This window comes from Collinsella sp. AF23-2 (assembly GCF_003459245.1).
Classification (GTDB): domain Bacteria; phylum Actinomycetota; class Coriobacteriia; order Coriobacteriales; family Coriobacteriaceae; genus Collinsella.
Genome location: NZ_QRVG01000017.1, coordinates 25,892 through 45,204 on the forward strand (window position 1 = coordinate 25,892; position 19,313 = coordinate 45,204).

A 19,313-nucleotide genomic window follows, 5' to 3' on the forward strand; every position below is an offset into this window, starting at 1 on the left:
ATGGATGCAAAGATGCTTGATGGCCGCGAGGTGGTTGCCGAGCTGGTACGTGAGGCACGCGCCGACGCCGCCGAAGATCGGTTTTTGACGAACCGTGCCAACATGGATATGGCCGATCGCGTAATTTCGATCGTGGCGCTGGTATTTGGAGCGGTGTGCGTTTGCGCGCTGCTCGCGCACGTGCTGTTTGTCTAGCGACCGCCGGCTGCAAAGGCTATACACTTGGAACCACCACAAGGGAAACCACCACAAAGGTGCCTGTCCCTTTGTGGTGGTTTTTGTTTTTGAGAGAGGGGCGGGGCGCTGATGGACGTCCGTACGGACGGCGATATTGCCGATAGCTTTTGGTGGCGGCGCACAACGCTGACGCGCCGCACTCCTCTGTATGACGCCTGCGTATCGGTGGGGCTGCTGGTCGCGGCGACGATTGTGGGCGCGCTGCTCGACCATCCGGGTCTCGCGCCGAGCATCATGATCGTCTATGTGTTCGCCGTTCAGCTGTGCGCATTCTTTACCTGGAGTCGCCTGTATTGCTTGCTGAGCTCGGCTGCCGCCGTGGCGCTCTACAACTTCTTGTTTGTCGGCCCGCGCTACTCGCTGTCGTTTATCGACCGCGTCTATCCCGGCATGTTCTTCATCATGTTCGTGGTCTCGCTTGTGTCGAGCTCGATTGCGTTGGCCCTGCGCCGTGCCTTGGCACAGGCTGCCGCCAGCGACCGCCGCACGCATATGGTGCTCGAGACCAACCGCATGCTGCAGCGATGCGCCGATCAGCAGCAGATTGTCCATGCCATGGCAACGCAGCTGGCGCGTCTTTCGGGCTGTCCGGTCGTGTGGTACAGCGCCGACGCCGAGGGCGATGACCTGCTGCCGCGTGCGACATACACGGCCGTGGGCGATGCCGCGCCGGTGCACGAACTGGCGCCGCAGATGCCGCCGCGGCTCTCGGCGTCCGCCTATGTGGGAACGCCGCTCGATGCCACCTATGGCGGCTCGGCGTTTTATGGCATCTACCTGACGGTTCGCACAGGCGACGGCTTCGTGCGCTCGGGCGACCCTGCCTCGGTGGTGGGCGTGCTGGCTATCGTTGCCGCGCCCGACGTGCTGACGCACGAGGAGCGGACGCTTGCCGATGCCATCGTGAGCGAAGGCGAGCTGGCGCTCGACCGCGCCCGCGCCATGGAGGCCCGCGAGGAAGCGGCGGTGCTCGCCAAAAACGAACAGCTGCGCGCCAACCTGCTGCGCTCCATCTCGCACGATCTGCGCACACCGCTTACCAGTATTTCGGGTAATGCCGACGTGCTGCTCGACCAGGGCTCGACCGGCACCGCCGTGCTCGATGCCCAGACGCGCCGCGGCCTGCTTCTATCCATTCGCTCGGATGCGCTGTGGCTCAACGCCACCGTCGAGAACCTGCTCGCCATCACCAAGCTCGAGGGCGGCGGCATGCGTCTGTCGACTACGCTCGAGCTCATGGACGATATCGTCGAGGAGGCGCTGCGCCACGTGAACCCTGCCGTGCGCGAGCACGACCTTAAGGTGGTGGCGTGCGATGAGCCGGCGCTCGTCAACGTCGATGCACGCCTGATGGTGCAGCTGGTGGTCAATCTGGTGAACAACGCCATCACCTATACGCCCGCGGGCTCGCATATCATGATTTCGATTAGCGTCGACGATGGACGCGTGGCGTGCTCGGTGGCCGATGATGGTCCGGGCATCGCACCCGAGGACCGCGAGCGAATCTTTGAGTCGTTCTACACCGCCAACCACGGTCTTGCCGACAGCCATCGCAGCGTGGGCCTGGGTCTTTCGCTCTGCCGCTCCATTGCGTTGGCGCATGGCGGTAGCATAGAGGTTGCCGCGGCGGACCCGCACGGCTCGGTCTTTACGATTGAGCTTCCCGCCGCCGATGTTTCGTTTGATAAGGAGTAGCGCCGTGCCGAACTCTGCCGTGAAACCGCTCATCTTGGTCGTTGAGGACGATCCCGCCGTCCGCAACCTTATCGTCGCCGCGCTCGAGGCGCACGGCTTGCGCCATATGGCCGTGGAGACCGCACATGCCGCCATCGCCGCCGCCTCGTCGCAAGCGCCGAGCATTGTGCTGCTCGATCTGGGCCTGCCCGATATGGACGGCGTCAAGGTGGTGGAGTCGGTGCGCACGTGGTCGGGCATGCCGATCATCGTGGTCTCGGCGCGCAGCGAGGACGCGGACAAGATCCGCGCGCTCGATGCTGGTGCCGACGACTACCTGACCAAGCCGTTTTCGGTCGAGGAACTGCTCGCGCGCATTCGCACGACGCTCAGGCGCCTTTCGTATGCGCAAACGGGCGGCGTTGCCTCCGAGGGCTCGTTCGATACCGGTGAGCTGCATATCGATTTTGATGCTGGCATCGCCATGATGGATGGCGAGGAACTGCACCTGACGCCGATCGAGTACAAGCTCCTGTGTCTGCTGGCGCACAACGCCGACAAGGTGTTGACGCACCAGTTTATCCTGCACGAGATTTGGGGCACGGCGACCAAGAGCGACCTGGCGAGCCTGCGCGTCTTTATGGGCACGCTGCGCAAGAAAATCGAGTCCGACCCCGCGCATCCGCGCTATATCCAGACGCATGTGGGCATCGGCTACCGATTGGTCATCCAAGGCTAGATCGCCAACCACCATCCCAATATGAGTTGCGGTGAAATACGGTCTAAATTTGCCTAATTCCAGGCAAAACAGTCCGTATTCCACCGCAACTTTGTTATTTGCCCTTGGGCTTGCTGGCGTAGAACTTCTTCTTTTTGGGCTTGCCGGCGGAGTCAGGCTTGCCGTTGCCGCGCGGCCCCCGGTCGCCTGCCTGCGCGTGCGCGGGCGCCGTTGCGCGAGGCTTGCGGGCTTCGGGGTTGCGCAGCTCCTCGACGCGCTCGGCAATTTCCTCGGCGCTAAAGCCGACTTCGGCCATGGCGTCCTCGATGGGCAGGCGGCGCACGATGTAGCAGTGGTGCACCTTCTGGTTGCGCGCGAAGTCCTCGGGGATGGTCTGCGCCGTAATGTCCTCCAGCACCACGCCCGCGCGGGCGAGCTTGCGCGTTTCGGGGCGGAAGCCGCGCAGGTTGCAGCTAAAGATGGCATGGCCGCCCTGCGCGAGCAGGCGCGATACGCCAGCCAAAAGCTCAACATGGTCGCGCTGGACATCCCAGGTGCGGCGGCCCATCTTGGACGAGTTCGAGAACGTGGGCGGGTCGACAAAGATCAGGTCCCAGCGGTTGCGCGTCTGGCGCTGGTCGCGAATCCAGGCGAGCACGTCGTCGCGCACAAAATGATGCTGAGGCCCCACAAAGCCGTTCTGGCGCATGTTGCGCTCGGCCCAGTCCAGATAGGTATTGGAGAGGTCGACCGTCACGGTCTCCTCGACGCCGCCATCGGCCGCGTAGCAGGTGGCAGTGCCGGTGTAGGCAAACAGATTGAGGAAGCGGCGCGCCTGCTTGGCGTGCTCGCGCACCAGGTTGCGGGTGACGCGGTGGTCCAAGAAGATGCCGACGTCCAGGTAGTCGTCAAAGTTGACGGCAAAGGTGAGGCCGCCCTCTTCGATGAGCGGCAGGCGACGACGCGCGATATTGGCGCGCTCGCCCGAGCCGCCCTTGCCGGCGCCCTGCTTGCCGTACTGCGAGCCGCCGCGCGAACGCATGCGGGCCTTGGCGTGCACATGCTCGGCGGGAACATCTAGGATGCGCGGCGCGATGGCCAGAATGTCGAGCATACGGGCCTGGGCCAGTGCGGGGTCGATGGTCTTGGGCGCGGCGTATTCGGCGATGACGAGCCAGCGGCCCGGCGTCTGCGGGCAACCCTCGTACAGGTCGATAGCGGCGGAGTAGTCGGGCAGGTCGGCATCGTAGACGCGGTAGCAGCTCACGCCCTCGCGCCTGGCCCACTTGCGGCGCAGACGGGCATTCTTGCGCAGGCGGTTGGCGAACTGCTCGGACTCGGGGATGAGCACGGGCAGCGGCTTGCCGTCGCCCAGGTCGAGCATGGCGGCAGGCTCGGGCATGGCGGAAGCGGCGGCTTCATCGTTGACTTCGTTGGCATCCGCAGCCTCGGCCTCGGCATCCGCACTGGTCGCAGCCTCAAACGCTGCGGCGGCGTGGTCGAGCGAAGGCCAGACTTCGACGGTCGCCTCTTCGTTGTTGGGCATGACGGCGATCGAGCGCTCGGGCTCGGTGTGGAGCGCGCGGGCCAGCAATCCGTCGCGGGTGAGCGCGGCGACCGGCGCCGCGGCAAGCTCGGGCGCGCGGCGCAACTCGCCGATGAGCGTCATGGTGTCATGCATGAGCGAAAGCGGTGTCTCGTTCGTATCCGCGACCACGGCGGCGCCGGCGACAGCGCCCGCGTGGTCCAGTACGGTGGCGGACTTGGCGGCGCAAAAATCGACAAAGCGCTTGTAGCCGGCACATTTAACCATGCGCTCAGCGGTCTTGCGGGCGGCGGGGTCAACATCCACGGCCACGATGCGCGCCTGGCGCTCGCGCGCTGCCGCCTCGCGCCCGCGCGCCTCGGCAAGCAGCTGCTCCCACAGGGCGGCATCGTGCAGCTGCCAGCCCTCAAAGCCCCAGCGCTCGCGTGCGACGCCCGGGGCGCGGTCGGTCAGAATGTTCACGGCCTCCAGCAGCAGGCCGCCGCCGGCGCACGAGGCATCGATCAGCGTGGGAAGGGCTTCGTTCTCGTAATCGTCGGCCGTCAGCTCGCGCTCGCATAGTGCGGTCCAGCCGACCTGCGCCAGCACCAGGGCGGCGTAGTCGGGGCGCAACACGTGTGCGCCCTCGCCGGCACGAGTCGCAGCGGGCGGCAGGCGTTTGAACAGCGGGTCGCCCGAAAGGTCTAGGCTTATGCTCGCGCGGCGCTGGCGCAGCGAAAGCAGTAGGTGAACATCGGGGTCGGCGGCATCGACATCGGCGCGACGTCCCGTGGTCTCGGCCAGGCGGTCGCACAGCGCGTCTTTGGCACGCAGGGCCGAGAAGCGCGTGTTGCGCAGCTGCTCGGTCACGCCGCGGGCGGTAATGGCGATGGTGGCGCCGGGGCGGACGATGTTCTCCCAGGCGATGTCGTAAACGCTGTCGTACAACTCATCGGCATCCTGTGCCTCAAAGCGCCCGAGTACCACGAACACGCGGCTCGCCAGGCGCGACCACAGACAGGCGCGGTAGCCTTCTTCGAGCTCGCCCTCAAACGTAGCGCGGCCTTTCAGGCGGCGGACATGCGAAAGCCCGAGGCGTTTAAGCTCATCGGCGAGTGCGGACTCAAAGCCCTCGGGGCAGCTTGCGTAAAATTCCATGGGTGACCTCTCTGGTTGCGTCGCTCCATTATATGATGGATGCTTCGTTTGCCCTTATCCTCGAAAGGAACCCATATGATTGATGCGTGTCCCGAACCCGCTGTGCTCTTTTTTGACGTGGACGGCACGCTGACGTCGTTCGATCCCGACGATATGACCGATAAGGACTTTTCGGCGGTTCGCCCTTCGCAGACGGTGGTTGAGGCGTTCCATGCACTGCGCGATGCGGGGCACAAGGCGTTTATCTGCACGGGTCGTCCCCTGTGGCTCATCGCGGACAGTTTGCGTGCGCTCGACCCCGCGGGCGTCGTTGCCATGGCGGGGGCCACGCTCGAGGTCGAGGGCCGCGTGGCACACGAGGACTGCATTGACGAGGACATTGTTGAGGAGCTCGCGCGTCGCATTACTGTGGCGGGCGGCGAGGCGTTGTTCGAGACGAACGGTGCCACCTATTCACTTGAGCCAGTTGGTGTCGAACAGTCATTTCTGCTAGGCGCCGGCGTGGTGCATGGCGTTGATCAGATGCGCGTCGATGGGCATTTGCGCGTAGGCAAGGTGTGCATTAACGCGTGCGACCTAGCTCGCGTAGCCAACGACGATGGCTTTATCGAGCGCGAGTTTGAGCTGTGCAACACCGGTGGTCAGAATCGCGAGCTGAGCCCCAAGGGCATCGACAAGGGCGTGGGCGTGGCGCGAGCGCTGGAATACCTGGGTCGCACCGGCAACGCGCGCACCTTTGGCTTTGGCGATTCCGGCAACGATCTGGGTATGCTCGCCGCCGTCGAGACGGCTGTAGCCATGGGCAACGCCATGCCCGAGGTCAAGGCAGTCGCCGACTACGTGACCGACGATGTCGCACACGATGGCACCGTCACAGCGATGCAACATTTCGGCCTCATCTAATGAATCTCGCCTTCTGACGTTTGCTCAAACTGCGACTCTTTGCTTTTGCATGCTCAATCGATTTATCAATCCAAACACTGAGGTGTTTATACCGTTCGCCGAGAAGATAAAAACCCGCAGTTCACGCCTTGATAAACGTAGGTAAAGTATTTAGCAGTTTATCGGCCGTATGCTAACGAAAGGAATCAGGCAGATGGCAATCAAGGTGTTCGCTGACGGTGCAAATCTCGAGGGCATGCTCGACATGTACGAGAACGGCAACGTTCAGGGTTTCACGACCAACCCGTCCCTTATGAAGAAGGGCGGCGTGACGGATTACCGCGCGTTTGCCAAGGAGGTCCTGGCCCACATCACCGATGTGTCCGTGTCGTTTGAGGTCTTTGCCGACGACGTCGAGACCATGGAGGTCGAGGCCCGCGAGATCGCTACCTGGGCCGAGAACGTCTACGTCAAGATTCCGTGCGTGACCACCAAGGGTGAGTCCACCGCCGAGCTGGTGCGCAAGCTTTCGGCCGACGGCATCAAGGTCAACGTCACCACCATCTTTACGCCTACGCAGGTCGACGAGATGGTCGAGGCCGTTGATGCCGAGACACCGTCCATCATCTCGCTCTTTGCCGGCCGCATCGCCGATACCGGCGTCGACCCCATTCCGTTTATGACGGAGTCGGTCAAGAAGGCCGCCGCCAAGCCCAACTGCGAGGTCCTGTGGGCATCCACGCGTGAGCTTATCAATATTTACCAGGCGGAAGGATGCGGTTGCCAGATCATCACGGTGCCCAACAGCATCCTGGCCAAGCGTAAGAACATCGGCCGTGACCCGTACGAGGTCTCGCTCGATACCGTGCGCGGTTTTGCCAAGGATATCGCCTCGCTCGGTTTCCATATCCTGCCGTAACGCGAACGCTGGCTACATCGCGGGTTGTTCGCCCCGGCCTTTCCTTTCCCTATCGCTCACGCGCTTCGCGAGGGTCGCGCTAGGCAAAGGAAAGGCCGGGGCTGCCGACACGAACTTGCCGGTAGGTTGGTGATAGGCTTCCATATCCTGCCGTGGACAAAGGTACCCCCGCCTGCGCCGTGCAAAATTGAGAGTATTCAGCAAGGTAAAGGCTTTTACCAGCTGGGTGAAGCATGGAACAGCCCCCGTTTTGGCTCTGATGACGCTAAAACGGGGGCTGTTTCTTGCTTTTTCGTCTCTGAGGGGCATCCGGAACGGTGGAATTTGCAGAATACTCGCGATTTTGCACGTCGCGAGAGGGGGGACCCTTGCTTTGGCGGTTTACTTCCCCTGCACCATGGTGAGGGAGATCTTCTTGCGGTCGCGATCGACCTTTTCAACCCACACCTTGACCGTGTCACCGACGCGCACCACGTCGCTGGGGTGCTTGACGAAGCGGTTGGCCAGCTTGGAGATGTGCACGAGGCCGTCCTGGTGCACGCCCACGTCGACGAAGGCGCCAAAGTCCACAACGTTGCGCACCGTGCCCTTGAGTTCCATGCCGGGCTCCAGGTCGTCGATCGAAAGCGCCGAGCGGCTAAAGACCACCTCGGGCGCGTCGTCGCGCGGGTCGCGGCCGGGCTTCTTGAGCTCGTTGACGATGTCGATGAGCGTTAAGGTGCCGCAGTCCAGGTCGCTTGCCAGCGCCGAGATGCTGCCCAGGCGGCGCTCGATATCGGGCACGCCGCCGCGGCTGAGCTCGCTTGCCGCAACGCCGGCGCGCTCCAGGACGGCCGTGGCCACCTCGTAGCTTTCGGGGTGGACGCTTGTCGCGTCGAGCGGGTTCTTGCCGCCGCTGATGCGCAGGAAACCTGCGGCGTTGAGGTACGCCTTGGGTCCCAGCTTGGGGACCTTCTTGAGCTGGCGGCGATCGGTAAAGGCGCCGTTTTCCTCGCGGTAGGCCACGATGTTTTTGGCTACGCTCGGCGTAATGCCCGACACGTAGCCCAGCAGGCTTGCGCTCGCGGTGTTGACGTCGACGCCCACACGGTTGACGACGTCTTCCACCACGTGGCCCAGGGTGCGCGAAAGCTCGGCCTGGTCAAGGTCGTGCTGGTACTGGCCAACGCCGATGGACTGGGGCGGAATCTTGACGAGCTCTGCCAGCGGGTCTTGCAGACGGCGGCCCAGGCTCATGGCGCCACGTACGGTGACGTCCAGGTCGGGATATTCCTGGCTGGCGAGCTCGGAGGCGGAGTACACCGACGCGCCGGCCTCGTTGACGATGGTGTAACGAAGGCTGGGCGCCTGCTCGGTAATGAACTCCGAGACGACTTCCTCGGTCTCGCGGCTGGCGGTGCCGTTGCCGATGACGATGGTGTTGACGCCGTCCTTCTTGACGAGGCGGGCGAGCTCGCGCTTGGTGCCGGCGACGTCGTGGCGCGGCTTGGTGGGATAGACCACGCCGTGGTCGAGTAGCTTGCCGGTCTCGTCCATGACGGCGACCTTGCAGCCGGTGCGGTAGCCCGGATCGAGCGCGAGCACGCGGGCGCCGCGCACGGGGCGTGCCGAGAGCAGGCCTTCGAGATTCTTGGCAAAGACGTTGATGGCCTCGGTCTGGGCGCGGACGGTGAGTTTGGCGCGTGCCTCGCGCTCCAGCGAGGGGGCCATGAGGCGCTTGTAACCGTCAGCGATAGCGGCGTCAAAGACGGGCGCAAAGACGCCCTGGCGACGGGGCCAGCGGCTGCCGAGGCGCGCCGTGGCGGCGGCACCGTCGACGTTCACGCGTACGCGGAGCTTGCCCTCGCGCTCGCCGCGGTCGATAGCCAGCACGCGGTGGTTGGGGATGCGGCGCAGCGGTTCGTCATAGCTGTAGTACGGCTCGTAGGGGGTCTTCTCGGCGGGGTCGGTGGCCTCAACGACGATGTCGGCGGTGTTTTGCGTAAAGGCGCGCAGATCGGCGACGTTCTCGGGGTCCTCGGCCACCGTCTCGGCCACGATGTCGGCGGCGCCGGCGAGCGCCTTTTCGGGCGTGTCGAAGCCGGCCTCCTCGTTGACGTATGCCGCGGCGGCGTCGAGCGCGCTGCCCTTGGCCGAGGCCTGCATGATGATCATATTGGCGAGCGGCTCGAGTCCCGCCTCGCGGGCCTTCTGTGCTCGGGTCATGCGCTTTTTGCGGTAGGGTTTGTAGAGGTCCTCGACGCGCTGGAGCTGCGTGGCCTCGCGAATCTGCTGCTCAAGCTCGGGCGTGAGCTTGCCCTGCGCGTCGATGAGCAGGATGACGTCCTCTTTGCGCTGCTCAAGATTGCGCAGGTAGGACAGGCGCTCGTCGAGCGCGCGCAGGGCGACGTCATCCATGCCGCCGGTGGCCTCTTTACGGTAGCGCGAGATAAAGGGGATGGTGTTGCCCTCGTCGATGAGCTTGACGGCTGCCTCGACGTTGGCGGCCTTAAGGTTGAGCTCGCGCGCGAGCTGGGCGATAAGATCCATGGGACTCCTTGCGTTTAAGGTGCGTTTGCAGCACAGAGCTACCAAGGATACCACCCGTCCCAAAAGACTGTTTTGGGGCCGCGCCATGAAAGCGGCCTATCTACTACGTTTGAACCGTGTGGGTCGACCATCCCCCGGTTTTCCGAAAAGTGGCAAGCCGTTTACCTGCGGTTTTTATTCCGCGAAATTTGGCATGGTTGAGGGCGATCGGTTAAACGTAGTAGATAGGCCGCTTTCGTGGCGAACGAATCAAGCTGAGGTGCAAAAAGGCCCCCATCTCAGAAAAATCGTCAGCGAAGTAGCAAAAAGCCCCGCGGGCAGGAGGCTGCTCGCGGGGCAAAGAAGAGGGGCTTATTTGTGGCGGACCGAGGGGCTCGGCATGGGGTTTCTGTCGCGGCCGCTCTTAAGGCGTTACAGCTCGACGAGCTGGCCGGTCTCGGCGGCCTCCTTGACGGCGTTGAGAAGCGTGAGCGTCTTGACGTTGTCGGCCGGCGTCACGACGGGCTCGACCTCGCGGCGGACGACCTTCACAAAGTGCTTGAGCTGCATCTTGTGGGGAAGCGCCGGGTCGACGGCCGGAATCTCCATCTGCAGCGGCTTGTGCCAGTTAGAGGCGCCGTCGTAGGAGAACTGGTGCAGGCGGGGCAGCGACAGGGCGCCCAAGGTTCCGCCGATAAAGTAGGCGTCAGCGTCGAAGGGGCGGTACTGCGGATCCTCGCGAGCGGTTGCCTCCCAGTTCCAGGGGCTGGCGGTGGCGTCGGAGATGGTCATGCTCGCGAGCGCGCCATCGGCAAAGCGGACGTTGACCACGGCGGAGTCCTCGGTCTCAAAACCGCGGGCGGCGCTGGACTGCATGCCCTGGACGGCAACGGGCTCGCCCAACAGGTAGCGGAGCAGGTCGACGTCGTGCACCAGGTTGACCAGGATCGGGCCAGCACCCTTCTTGCGGCGCCACTCGACATCGAAGTACTCGTCGTTCTTATAGATCATGTAGTGGAAGCTCGACACGGTGAGCTTGCCCAGCTCGCCGGACTCGATGATCTCCTTGGCCTTGTTGACGAAGGGGTTGTGGCGACGGTGCTGACCCACGAGCACGGGCACACCGGCGGTCTCGGCCTCGGCGGCGAAGGCCTGGGCATCCTCAAGATCGTTGGAGATCGGCTTTTCGACCAGCGGCACGATGTTGCGCTTGATGGCCTCGCGAGCAACGCCCAGGTGCAGGTCGTTGGGGGTGGCGATGATGACGGCCTCGGGCTTGACCTCGTCCATCATCTGGGCGGGATCGGTAAAGAACGGCACGCCGGCGGCCTCGGCCGTGGCGCGGGCGCCCTCAAAGGCGTCGGCGATGGCGACGAGCTCGGCCTCGGGCTCCTCGGTGACAAAGCGGATGTGGTTGCGGCCCATGGCGCCGGCGCCGATGACGGCAATGCGGACGGGGTTGAGCTCAGACATTTCGACTCCTTAATGCTGGTGGCTGGCGAATGTGGCAAAGGGACTGTCCCTTTGCCACATTGGTATAACTAGGCGGACTTCTTCTTGCTGTCGGAGACCATCATGTAGACGGTGAGCACGACGGCGATGGCGGCGATCACGATGGCGCCGTAGAAGGACTGCTGGTAGGCAGCGCTGCCGGCCTCGGCGTGATACAGCACGGCGGTGATGGGCTGGCTGATCCAGGTAGAAGCGGCATAGCCCAAGAACATGATGCCGTAGTTGACACCGATGTTGCTGGTGCCAAAGGCGCCACCGGTAAGCGGCGGGTAGATGACGAGCAGGGCGCCAAAGCTAAAGCCGAGCAGGGCGAGCGCCACAAAGAACATGCTCTGCGTAAAGCTCATCGACATGATGACGAGTGCGACGATGGTGACGACAAGGCTGATGAGCAGCGACTTGTAGGCGCCGAGCTTGTCGATGATCTGACCAAAGGACAGACGGCCGACCAGGTTGGCGCAGGTGTTGACGGAGACCACCACGCCACCGAGGGCGACGGCCGCGGCGCTCGTGGGGTCGGCGAAGAGCTGGACGGCGGCGATGGAGGCAACCTTGCCCACGAGCAGGGTGCCCGCGGTGGCGGCAAAGGCGAAGGTGACGATGAGGACCCAGAAGCGCGGGGTCTTGACCATCTCGCCTGGGGTGAGGTCGCCGAAGGTGCCGGCGTGCGCACCGCCCTTGGGGGCCTCGAAGCCCTCGGGCAGCCAGCCGGCCTCGGGGGCCTTCAGGAACAGGGCGGAGGCGGCGATCATTACAAAGAAGATGACGCCGAGTGCCTTGAGGGCGCCAAAGATGCCGAGACTCGGGATGAGCAGCGAGGCGAGCACCGGGGACAGCACGGCGGGGCCGGCGGTGGAGGCGGCAAGGGTGATGCCGGAGGCGAGGCCCTTCTTGTCGATGAACCACTTTTGGCCGGTGGTGAGCGCGGGGTTGTAGCCCAGGCCGTTGCCGATGGCGGCGACGAGCGAGAACCACAGGTAGAACTGCCACGGCTCGGTGACGGTGCCGGACATGAACCAGCCCACGCCGTAGCACACGGCGGCAGCGATCACGACGTTGCGCGGGCCGATCTTATCGGAGATGCGGCCGGCGAAGATGCCCGTCACGGCCATGATGGTCTGGAAGACCGGGAAAGCCCAGGTAAGTGCGCTGGACCACTCGGGGTAGACGGCGAGCAGGTTCTTGGACACGACGGAGTACAGCGCGATGGAGCTGATGAAGAACATGGTGACGCACGCGGCGGAAAGCACGACGGCGCGACCCTTGTTGGAGTTGGTGGAAGCCATGGGACTCTTTCTAATCGATGCGGGGGGAGGGGAGGGGCAAACGCCGCTGAGGTGCTTGCCCCGCGCCCCTTTCTACCGGGCTGGTTTACTGGTCAGTCGGCTTTGCGACGCCGGACTCATCGGACCAGAGCTCGACGCCCTTGTTCTTGAGGTAGTTGTCGGCAAAGGCGCGGCGGCCGCCGGGCTTGGCGGTGAGGTCGCCCATCATGTTGGAGAAGCCGCCGTCGACCTTGATGGCGTCGCCGGTGGTAAAGTCTGAGCGCGTGGACGCCAGGAACATGACGGCGTTGGCGATATCGCTGACCTCGCCGATGCGACGCGTGGCGATGAGGCGGCTGCGGCTCTTCTCGACCTCGGGATCGGCGTAAAAGCTTGCCGACATGGGGGTCTTGACGAAGCAGGGCTCGACGCAGTTGGAGCGCACGCCGTAGGGACCCCACTCGGCAGCCAGCATCTTGGACATCATGTTGACGCCCGCCTTGGTGGAGCTGTACACGCCCGAGAACGTTTCGGGGGAGTGACTGGCGACGGTGGAGATGTGAACCAGGCGGCCCTGGCCGGCCTTGATCATCTCGCGACCAAAGCGCTGCGAGGTGATGAAGTAGCCGGTGAGGTTGACGTTGATGACCTCGTTCCAGTCGGAGAGCGGCAGGTCCTCCATGGCTGCGAAGCGCAGGATGCCGGCGGTGTTGACGAGAACGTCGACGCGGCCGAAGTTGGCGATGGTGGCGTCGACGGCGGCCTGAACCTCGGCCTCGTCGGTGGCGTTCATCTTGTAGCCCTCGGCGTGGATGCCAAACTCGGTGGCGAGGTCGGCGGCTGCGGCCTTGACCTTCTCCTCGTTCAGATCGAGCAGGACGACGTTGGCGCCGTTGCGGGCGAACTCGCGGCAAATCTCGACGCCCATGCCGCCGAGTGCGCCGGTCACGGCGCAGACATCGCCCTCGAGCTTAAGCCAATTGCTCATAGGAACTTCCCTTCTTGTGCCTCCCAGTGGGTCGCTCCCATTAACCGACCCACGTGGTTTTCGCTGGTTATCGTATGCTTTACATTTGCGCAGGTGAATTGCATATTTGTTAGAATGGTGTTAACCGTAGGTTTACACCGTGCGATGCAGTTTATGCTCAATTGAGCGCGTAACCTGCGAAAACGACCCCCTGTGGCGCCATGTTGCCACGGGCGCGAAAACAGGAGATTGACGTGTACGATCGACGACTTGAGGCCATATCGGCCGCCGCAGAGTTGGGAAGCTTCTCGCGTGCGGCGGCAAAATTGCGCGTGTCGACTCCGGCGCTCGTCAAGCAGGTGTCGGGCTTCGAGGCCGAGTTCGGCATCACGCTGTTCGAACGCTCGCACTCGGGCGTCAAAGTGACGCCGGCCGGCGCACTGCTGGTGGACGACGCGCGCTCGATCATGCGGCAGTCCGAGGACGCGCTGCGCCGTGCCCGACGCGCGGCGGGCGATGGCGGTGCCGTGCGCCTGGGCGTGTCGATGATGTGCCCGGGGCGCCAAACGCTGTCGATGTGGACGAGTGTGCACGAACTGGAGCCGTCACTGCGCTTTGAGATTGTGCCGGTGAGTGACCTTTATGATGAGCGCGAGACCGTCATGCGCAGCTTGGGCCGCGAGGTCGATGTGGTGCAATCGAGTTTTTCTACCCCACGCTGGGGTGATGCCTGCCAAAAGCTCCTTATCGTCAACGTACCGTTTTATATTGATGTGCCGCGCACGAGCCCGCTTGCGCGCAAGACGCGCATCACAGTTGCCGACCTGGAGGGCATGCGCCTGCGCGTGCTCCGTCACGGCAACGACGCCATGGACAGCCTGCGCATCGACCTTTTGGCCGACGGCGGCGTGGACGTGATCGATGTGGATAGCTTTGACTTTGCGCTCTTTAACGAGGCGGAGGAAAAGGGCGATGCAGTGCTCACTTGCGGGGCGTGGTCGGGCGTGCACCCGGCTTTTGTAGGCGTGCCGTTCCTATGTGGCCGCGAGGTGCCGGTCTTCTTGCACTACCCGCTCGAGCCCACCCTCCAAGTCCAAAAATTCGTCAACGCCATGGCCCAACTCCTCAAGTAGCTCATTTGGCGCGGGTAGTCTTTTTGGGACGGGGCTTTTTTAGCTACCCAATCTGGTGCCGTCGAAGCATGACGCCGTATTTGGCACAGGGTAGCTAAAAAGCCCCGTTCCAAAAAGACTAACAAAACGAGGCCCTGGTCAAACGGCCAGGGCCTCACAAACTTTTATTCCGTTCTAAATGACGGGCTGATTGCGCGCAGGAGGGTGCCCCGGGGCGGCGGGGTATTTCCTCCGCGCGCAGTTTCGCAGCGAAGCGAGAATGTTTGAGCACGGAGGAATTACCCCGACGCCCCGGGGAACCCTCCGTCAGTAACCGTTCCTACTCCAGCTCAAACGCTCCCGTGTACAGCTGGTAGTAATACCCGCGCTTAGCAATCAGCTCGTCATGGTTGCCGCGCTCGATGATGCGGCCGTGGTCCAGACAGATGATCGCGTCGGAGTTGCGCACGGTGGACAGGCGGTGTGCGATGACAAACGTCGTGCGGCCCTCCATGAGCTTATCCATGCCCGCCTGCACGATGGCCTCGGTGCGGGTGTCGATGGAGCTCGTGGCCTCGTCTAGAATCATCGCCGGCGGATCGGCGACGGCAGCGCGGGCGATCGAAATCAGCTGGCGCTGGCCCTGCGACAGCTGGGCACCGTTGCCGGTAAGCATGGTGTCGTAGCCGTCGGGCAGGCGGGTGATAAAGTCGTCCGCGCCCGCGAGCTTGGCCGCTGCGATGCACTCCTCGTCGGTGGCGTCCAGGTTGCCGTAGCGGATGTTGTCCATCACGGTGCCGGTGAACAGGTTCACGTCCTGTAGTACGACGCCCAGCGAGCGGCGCAGATCTGCCTTGCGGATCTTGTTGACGTTGATGCCGTCGTAGCGGATCTTGCCGTCGGCGATGTCATAGAAGCGGTTGATGAGGTTGGTGATGGTCGTCTTGCCGGCACCGGTGGCGCCGACAAACGCGACCTTCTGGCCCGGCTTGGCAAACACAGACACGCCGTGCAGCACCTCGTGGTCGGGCGTGTAGCCAAAGTCCACGTTGTCCATGACTAGGTCGCCGCGCAGCGGCACGTACTCGATCTCGCCGGTTGCGCGGTGCGGATGTTTCCACGCCCACATGCCGGTGTGGTGGTCAGCCTCCTCGAGCTGCCAGGTGTCGGGGTTGACCTGCGCGTTGACGAGCGTCACGTAGCCTTCGTCGGCTTCGGGCTTCTCGTCGATGAGCTCAAAGATACGGTCGGCGCCGGCGAGGCCCATGACCACGGCGTTGATCTGCTGCGAGATCTGGCCGATCTGTCCGCAGAACTGCTTGGTCATGTTAAGGAACGGCACCACGACGGCGATCGACAACGCCATGCCCGAGATGCTCAGGTTGGGCACGCCCAGCGCCAGGAAAATGCCGCCGGCAAGGGCCACCAGCACGTAGAGCAGGTTGCCCAGGTTCATGAGGATGGGCATGAGGATGTTGGCGTACATGTTGGCCTTCTGCGAGACCTCAAAGAGCTTTTCGTTGCGCTCGTCAAAATCGGCCTCGGCGGCAGACTCGTGGCAGAACGCCTTGACGACCTTCTGGCCGTTCATGACTTCCTCGATATGGCCCTCGACCACGCCGAGCTCGGTCTGCTGCGCAATGAAGAAACGCGCGGAGTTGGAGCCGAGCAGCTTGGTCATAAAGGTCATAAAGGCGACGCCGGCGATGATGACCAGGCACATCCACACGCTGTAGTACAGCATGATAAAGAACACCGTGACGATGATGATGATCGTCATGAGCAGGTTGGGCAGCGACTGGCTGATCATCTGACGCAGCGTGTCGATGTCGTTGGTGTAGTGGCTCATGATATCGCCGCGCTGGTGCGTGTCGAAGTAGCGGATCGGCAGGTCCTGCATGCGGTTGAACATCATCTCGCGCAGCTTCTCCAACGAGCCCTGCGTGACGATAGCCATGGCGCGGTTCCAGAAAAGCGAGGACAGGACACCGACGCCGTAGATGCAGGCGAGGGTGGTCACGAGCTGCAGAATCTTGGGCTGTGCGGCTTCCCAATCGCCCGACTGCCACGATTCGCTAATAATCTGCAGGGCGCTCTGCAGGAAGGTCGCGCCGATGGAGTTGATGATGGCGCAGAGCACCACGCCGGCGACGACAAGGGGCAAAAGCACGGGATAGAAGCCAAAGAGCGTCTTGATGAGGCGCGACATGGTGCCGCCCTTACGGTTGAGCGCGCGCTCGGCGGTCGTTGCCTTACTCATGTGCCTCGCCTCCTTCCTGGGTCTGAGCTTGCGTTGCGGATGCCTCGGTGTCGGCCTCGACGGCCCCTTCGCCCTCGGCAGACATCTTGTTTTGCGAGGTAAAGGTCTCGCGGTAGATCTCGCTCATCTTAAGCAGCTCGTCATGGTTGCCGATCTGCGCGATTCGGCCGCCCTCCATGACGATGATGCGGTCTGCGTCCTGTACGGAGCTGATGCGCTGGGCGATGATGAGCTTGGTCGTGTTGGGCAGATAGCTTGCCAACCCTGCGCGGATCTTGGCGTCGGTCTTGGTGTCGACGGCGCTGGTGGAGTCGTCCAGGATCAAGATCTTGGGGCGACGCAGCAGGGCGCGTGCAATGCACAGGCGCTGCTTCTGACCGCCCGAAACATTAGAGCCGCCCTGTTCGATCCAAGTGTCATAGCCCTTGGGGAAGCCATCGACAAACTCATCGGCGCAGGCCAGATGTGCCGCCTCGCGGACTTCCTCGTCGGTGGCGTTCGGGTCGCCCCAACGCAGGTTCTCGGCGATGGTGCCGCTAAACAGCACGTTTTTCTGCAGCACCATGGCGACCTGGTGACGCAGCGCGTCCAGGTCGTAGTCGCGCACGTTCACGCCGCCCACGCGCACAACGCCTTCGGTGGCGTCGTACAGGCGGGCGATGAGGTTGACGAGCGTGGACTTGGCCGAGCCGGTGCCGCCGATGATGCCGATGGTCTCGCCGCTCGTAATGTGCAGGTCGATATCGTCGAGCGCCTGGCGTTTCGCATGCGCGGAATACTTAAAGCTCACGTGGTCAAAGTCGATGGAACCGTCGGCAACCTCGAGCACGGGCTCGGCGGGATCGGCGATCGTGGGCTCGGCGGCCAGCACCTCGGCAATGCGGTGTGCCGATTCGTCGGCCATGGTCACCATGACAAAGATCATCGACAGCTGCATCAGGCTCATGAGAATCTGGAAACCATAGGTAAAGGTCGAGGAGAGCTGGCCCACGTCGAACAGCGTGCCCTGGCTCGTGATGATGAGCTTGGAGCCCAGGTAGATGATGACGACAAACGCGCCGTTGACGCAGATGTTCATCATGGGGTTGTTAAAGGCGAGCAGCTTCTCGGCGCGGGTGAAGTCCATCTGGACGTCGCGCGCGGCGGTCGCGAACTTCTCCTTCTCAAAGTCTTCGCGCACATAGCTCTTGACCACGCGCATGCCGGTGACGTTTTCCTCGACGGACTCGTTAAGGGCATCGTACTTGTGGAACACGCGCGAGAAGATGGGGCGCACCTTAAAGATGATAAAGAACAGTCCAAAGCCCAGCAGCGGAATGATGACCAGGTAGACCATGGCAACACTGCCGCCCATGATAAACGCCATGGTAAAGGCGAAGATCAATACCAGCGGCGCGCGCACGGCGATGCGGATGATCATCATAAAGGCCTGCTGCACGTTGTTGATGTCGGTGGTCAGGCGCGTGACGAGCGAGGAGCTCGAGAACTCATCGATGTTGGCAAAGCTGAACGTCTGGATTTTGTAGAACAGGTCGTGACGCAGGTTCTTGGCGAAGCCGCAGCTCGCATGGCTGCAGGTGACGCCTGCCGCGGCGCCAAAAGCAAGCGACGTCAGCGCGATGAGCACCAAAAAGCCCGCGGTGGGAAGCATCTCGGCTACGGTGGCGCCGTCTTTGATGGCGTCGATCAGGTTGGCGGTGATAAATGGAATCAGCATCTCGCAGAGCACCTCGCCAAGCACGAGCAATGGCGTGGCAACAGTGACTTTCATATAGTCGCGGATGCTGCCCATGAGGGTTTTAATCATCCAGTTCCTCCCAGGTTACACGGATTTTCTCGAGCATTTCGGCGAGCTGCTCGCGCTCGTCGTGGGTGAGGGCACTAAAGGCTTGCTCTCTAAAGCGAATGCGGGCCGCCTGGTCGATGCGGGCGTTTTCCCGGCCGGTTTCGGTCAGGCGAATGGTGAGCTGCCGTCGATCCTTGGGGTTACGGCTGCGCTCGATGAGGCCGTTGAGCTCGAGCTTGGACAGGATCTCGGAAAGCGACCCCGGCTTGAGGTCAAAGTGCATGCCGAGTTCCTGCTGCGACATCTCGCCGCCGGGTTGCTTGGCCAGCAGGCAGATGATGGGCGCCTTGCCGGATACGCCTCCGCCATGAAAATGCATGTAATGGCCGCAAAAGCCCAGACCGCTCAGGATGCGCTTGGCGAGTTTGTCTTCGACGCTGACCGCTTCGGGTATGTCTACCGGTTGCGACGGGTCACCGCCGGGCTCATGCGGAAGGACGAGTGGTTCAACACACATATCTAAGCTTCGCTCCTTTCTTTAGTTAGGTAGTTGAATTGTTTTGTGCCTAACCAATTTAGGAGCACGGTAAATAAATGTCAAGGTACCAAACTTATAGTTACGGCGTTTTGCCAAACGCCGTAACCGCTCGACGCTGCAAACGCTCCTAAGCGGCAATCTGGCGTTCAATCGTCGGGCATGGCCACAAGGCCTATGCCCTCCTCTTTCACGCCACCTTGCTCGCCTAGGAGCGTTTTCGCTCATATGACCCAATCCGCTGTCAAGAGCCAC

14 protein-coding genes are annotated in these 19,313 nt (G+C 62.9%); 6 read left to right on the forward strand and 8 right to left on the reverse strand.

The genetic code is table 11. From position 1 onward, the window contains the following. From DWY03_RS07415 to DWY03_RS07425, 3 genes are all read left to right on the forward strand, one after another. Window positions 1–195 carry a hypothetical protein gene (locus DWY03_RS07415; protein ID WP_118450240.1) on the forward strand — a complete coding sequence of 65 codons (195 nt, stop codon included), beginning with the start codon at window positions 1–3 and terminating at the stop codon, window positions 193–195. A 111-nt stretch (window positions 196–306) separates the two neighbouring features. Then, on the forward strand, window positions 307–1,932 hold the full coding sequence (locus tag DWY03_RS07420) for an ATP-binding protein (protein WP_117840329.1): 1,626 nt from the start codon (window positions 307–309) through the stop codon (window positions 1,930–1,932). Between the two features lie 4 nt (window positions 1,933–1,936). Then, window positions 1,937–2,650, forward strand: a complete 714-nt coding sequence (locus DWY03_RS07425) for a response regulator (RefSeq protein WP_199407905.1) — start codon at window positions 1,937–1,939, stop codon at window positions 2,648–2,650. A 94-nt stretch (window positions 2,651–2,744) separates the two neighbouring features. On the opposite strand, the gene rlmKL is transcribed toward DWY03_RS07425, so the two are convergent. Next, entirely contained in the window at window positions 2,745–5,312 is a 2,568-nt protein-coding gene (rlmKL, locus tag DWY03_RS07430) for a bifunctional 23S rRNA (guanine(2069)-N(7))-methyltransferase RlmK/23S rRNA (guanine(2445)-N(2))-methyltransferase RlmL (RefSeq protein ID WP_117840331.1), read from the reverse strand. 75 nt (window positions 5,313–5,387) lie between these two features. Here rlmKL and DWY03_RS07435 point away from each other — a divergent pair, with 75 nt between their 5' ends. Next, on the forward strand, window positions 5,388–6,215 hold the full coding sequence (locus DWY03_RS07435) for an HAD hydrolase family protein (RefSeq protein WP_158558636.1): 828 nt from the start codon (window positions 5,388–5,390) through the stop codon (window positions 6,213–6,215). Between the two features lie 193 nt (window positions 6,216–6,408). Further along, on the forward strand, window positions 6,409–7,113 hold the full coding sequence (locus DWY03_RS07440; RefSeq protein WP_199580544.1) for a transaldolase: 705 nt from the start codon (window positions 6,409–6,411) through the stop codon (window positions 7,111–7,113). 381 nt (window positions 7,114–7,494) lie between these two features. Here DWY03_RS07440 and DWY03_RS07445 read toward each other — a convergent pair whose 3' ends face one another. The 4 genes from DWY03_RS07445 to DWY03_RS07460 form a co-directional block, all read right to left on the reverse strand. Next, on the reverse strand, window positions 7,495–9,642 hold the full coding sequence (locus DWY03_RS07445) for a Tex family protein (protein WP_117840334.1): 2,148 nt from the start codon (window positions 9,640–9,642) through the stop codon (window positions 7,495–7,497). A 411-nt stretch (window positions 9,643–10,053) separates the two neighbouring features. Then, entirely contained in the window at window positions 10,054–11,094 is a 1,041-nt protein-coding gene (locus tag DWY03_RS07450; protein ID WP_117773867.1) for a Gfo/Idh/MocA family protein, read from the reverse strand. Window positions 11,095–11,162: 68 nt separating this feature from the next. Beyond that, window positions 11,163–12,419 carry an MFS transporter gene (locus DWY03_RS07455; protein WP_117840335.1) on the reverse strand — a complete coding sequence of 419 codons (1,257 nt, stop codon included), beginning with the start codon at window positions 12,417–12,419 and terminating at the stop codon, window positions 11,163–11,165. Between the two features lie 85 nt (window positions 12,420–12,504). After that, window positions 12,505–13,386 carry an SDR family NAD(P)-dependent oxidoreductase gene (locus DWY03_RS07460; protein WP_117840336.1) on the reverse strand — a complete coding sequence of 294 codons (882 nt, stop codon included), beginning with the start codon at window positions 13,384–13,386 and terminating at the stop codon, window positions 12,505–12,507. Window positions 13,387–13,619: 233 nt separating this feature from the next. Between DWY03_RS07460 and DWY03_RS07465 the strand changes: the two genes are divergently transcribed. Continuing rightward, complete coding sequence (locus tag DWY03_RS07465; RefSeq protein WP_231500824.1) at window positions 13,620–14,498, forward strand: LysR family transcriptional regulator; 879 nt, start codon at window positions 13,620–13,622, stop codon at window positions 14,496–14,498. Between the two features lie 319 nt (window positions 14,499–14,817). Here the strand turns inward: DWY03_RS07465 and DWY03_RS07470 are convergent, their stop codons facing one another. The 3 genes from DWY03_RS07470 to DWY03_RS07480 are packed head-to-tail and all read right to left on the reverse strand — an operon-like array spanning window position 14,818 to window position 19,040. Then, window positions 14,818–16,737, reverse strand: a complete 1,920-nt coding sequence (locus tag DWY03_RS07470; protein WP_117806668.1) for an ABC transporter ATP-binding protein — start codon at window positions 16,735–16,737, stop codon at window positions 14,818–14,820. Then, on the reverse strand, window positions 16,730–18,544 hold the full coding sequence (locus tag DWY03_RS07475) for an ABC transporter ATP-binding protein (protein WP_117840338.1): 1,815 nt from the start codon (window positions 18,542–18,544) through the stop codon (window positions 16,730–16,732). Before DWY03_RS07475 ends, DWY03_RS07470 begins: the two co-directional genes overlap by 8 nt. Continuing rightward, window positions 18,537–19,040 carry a MarR family winged helix-turn-helix transcriptional regulator gene (locus DWY03_RS07480; RefSeq protein ID WP_117840339.1) on the reverse strand — a complete coding sequence of 168 codons (504 nt, stop codon included), beginning with the start codon at window positions 19,038–19,040 and terminating at the stop codon, window positions 18,537–18,539. The genes DWY03_RS07475 and DWY03_RS07480 overlap by 8 nt, the downstream gene beginning before the upstream one ends. Between the last annotated feature and the right edge of the window lie 273 nt (window positions 19,041–19,313).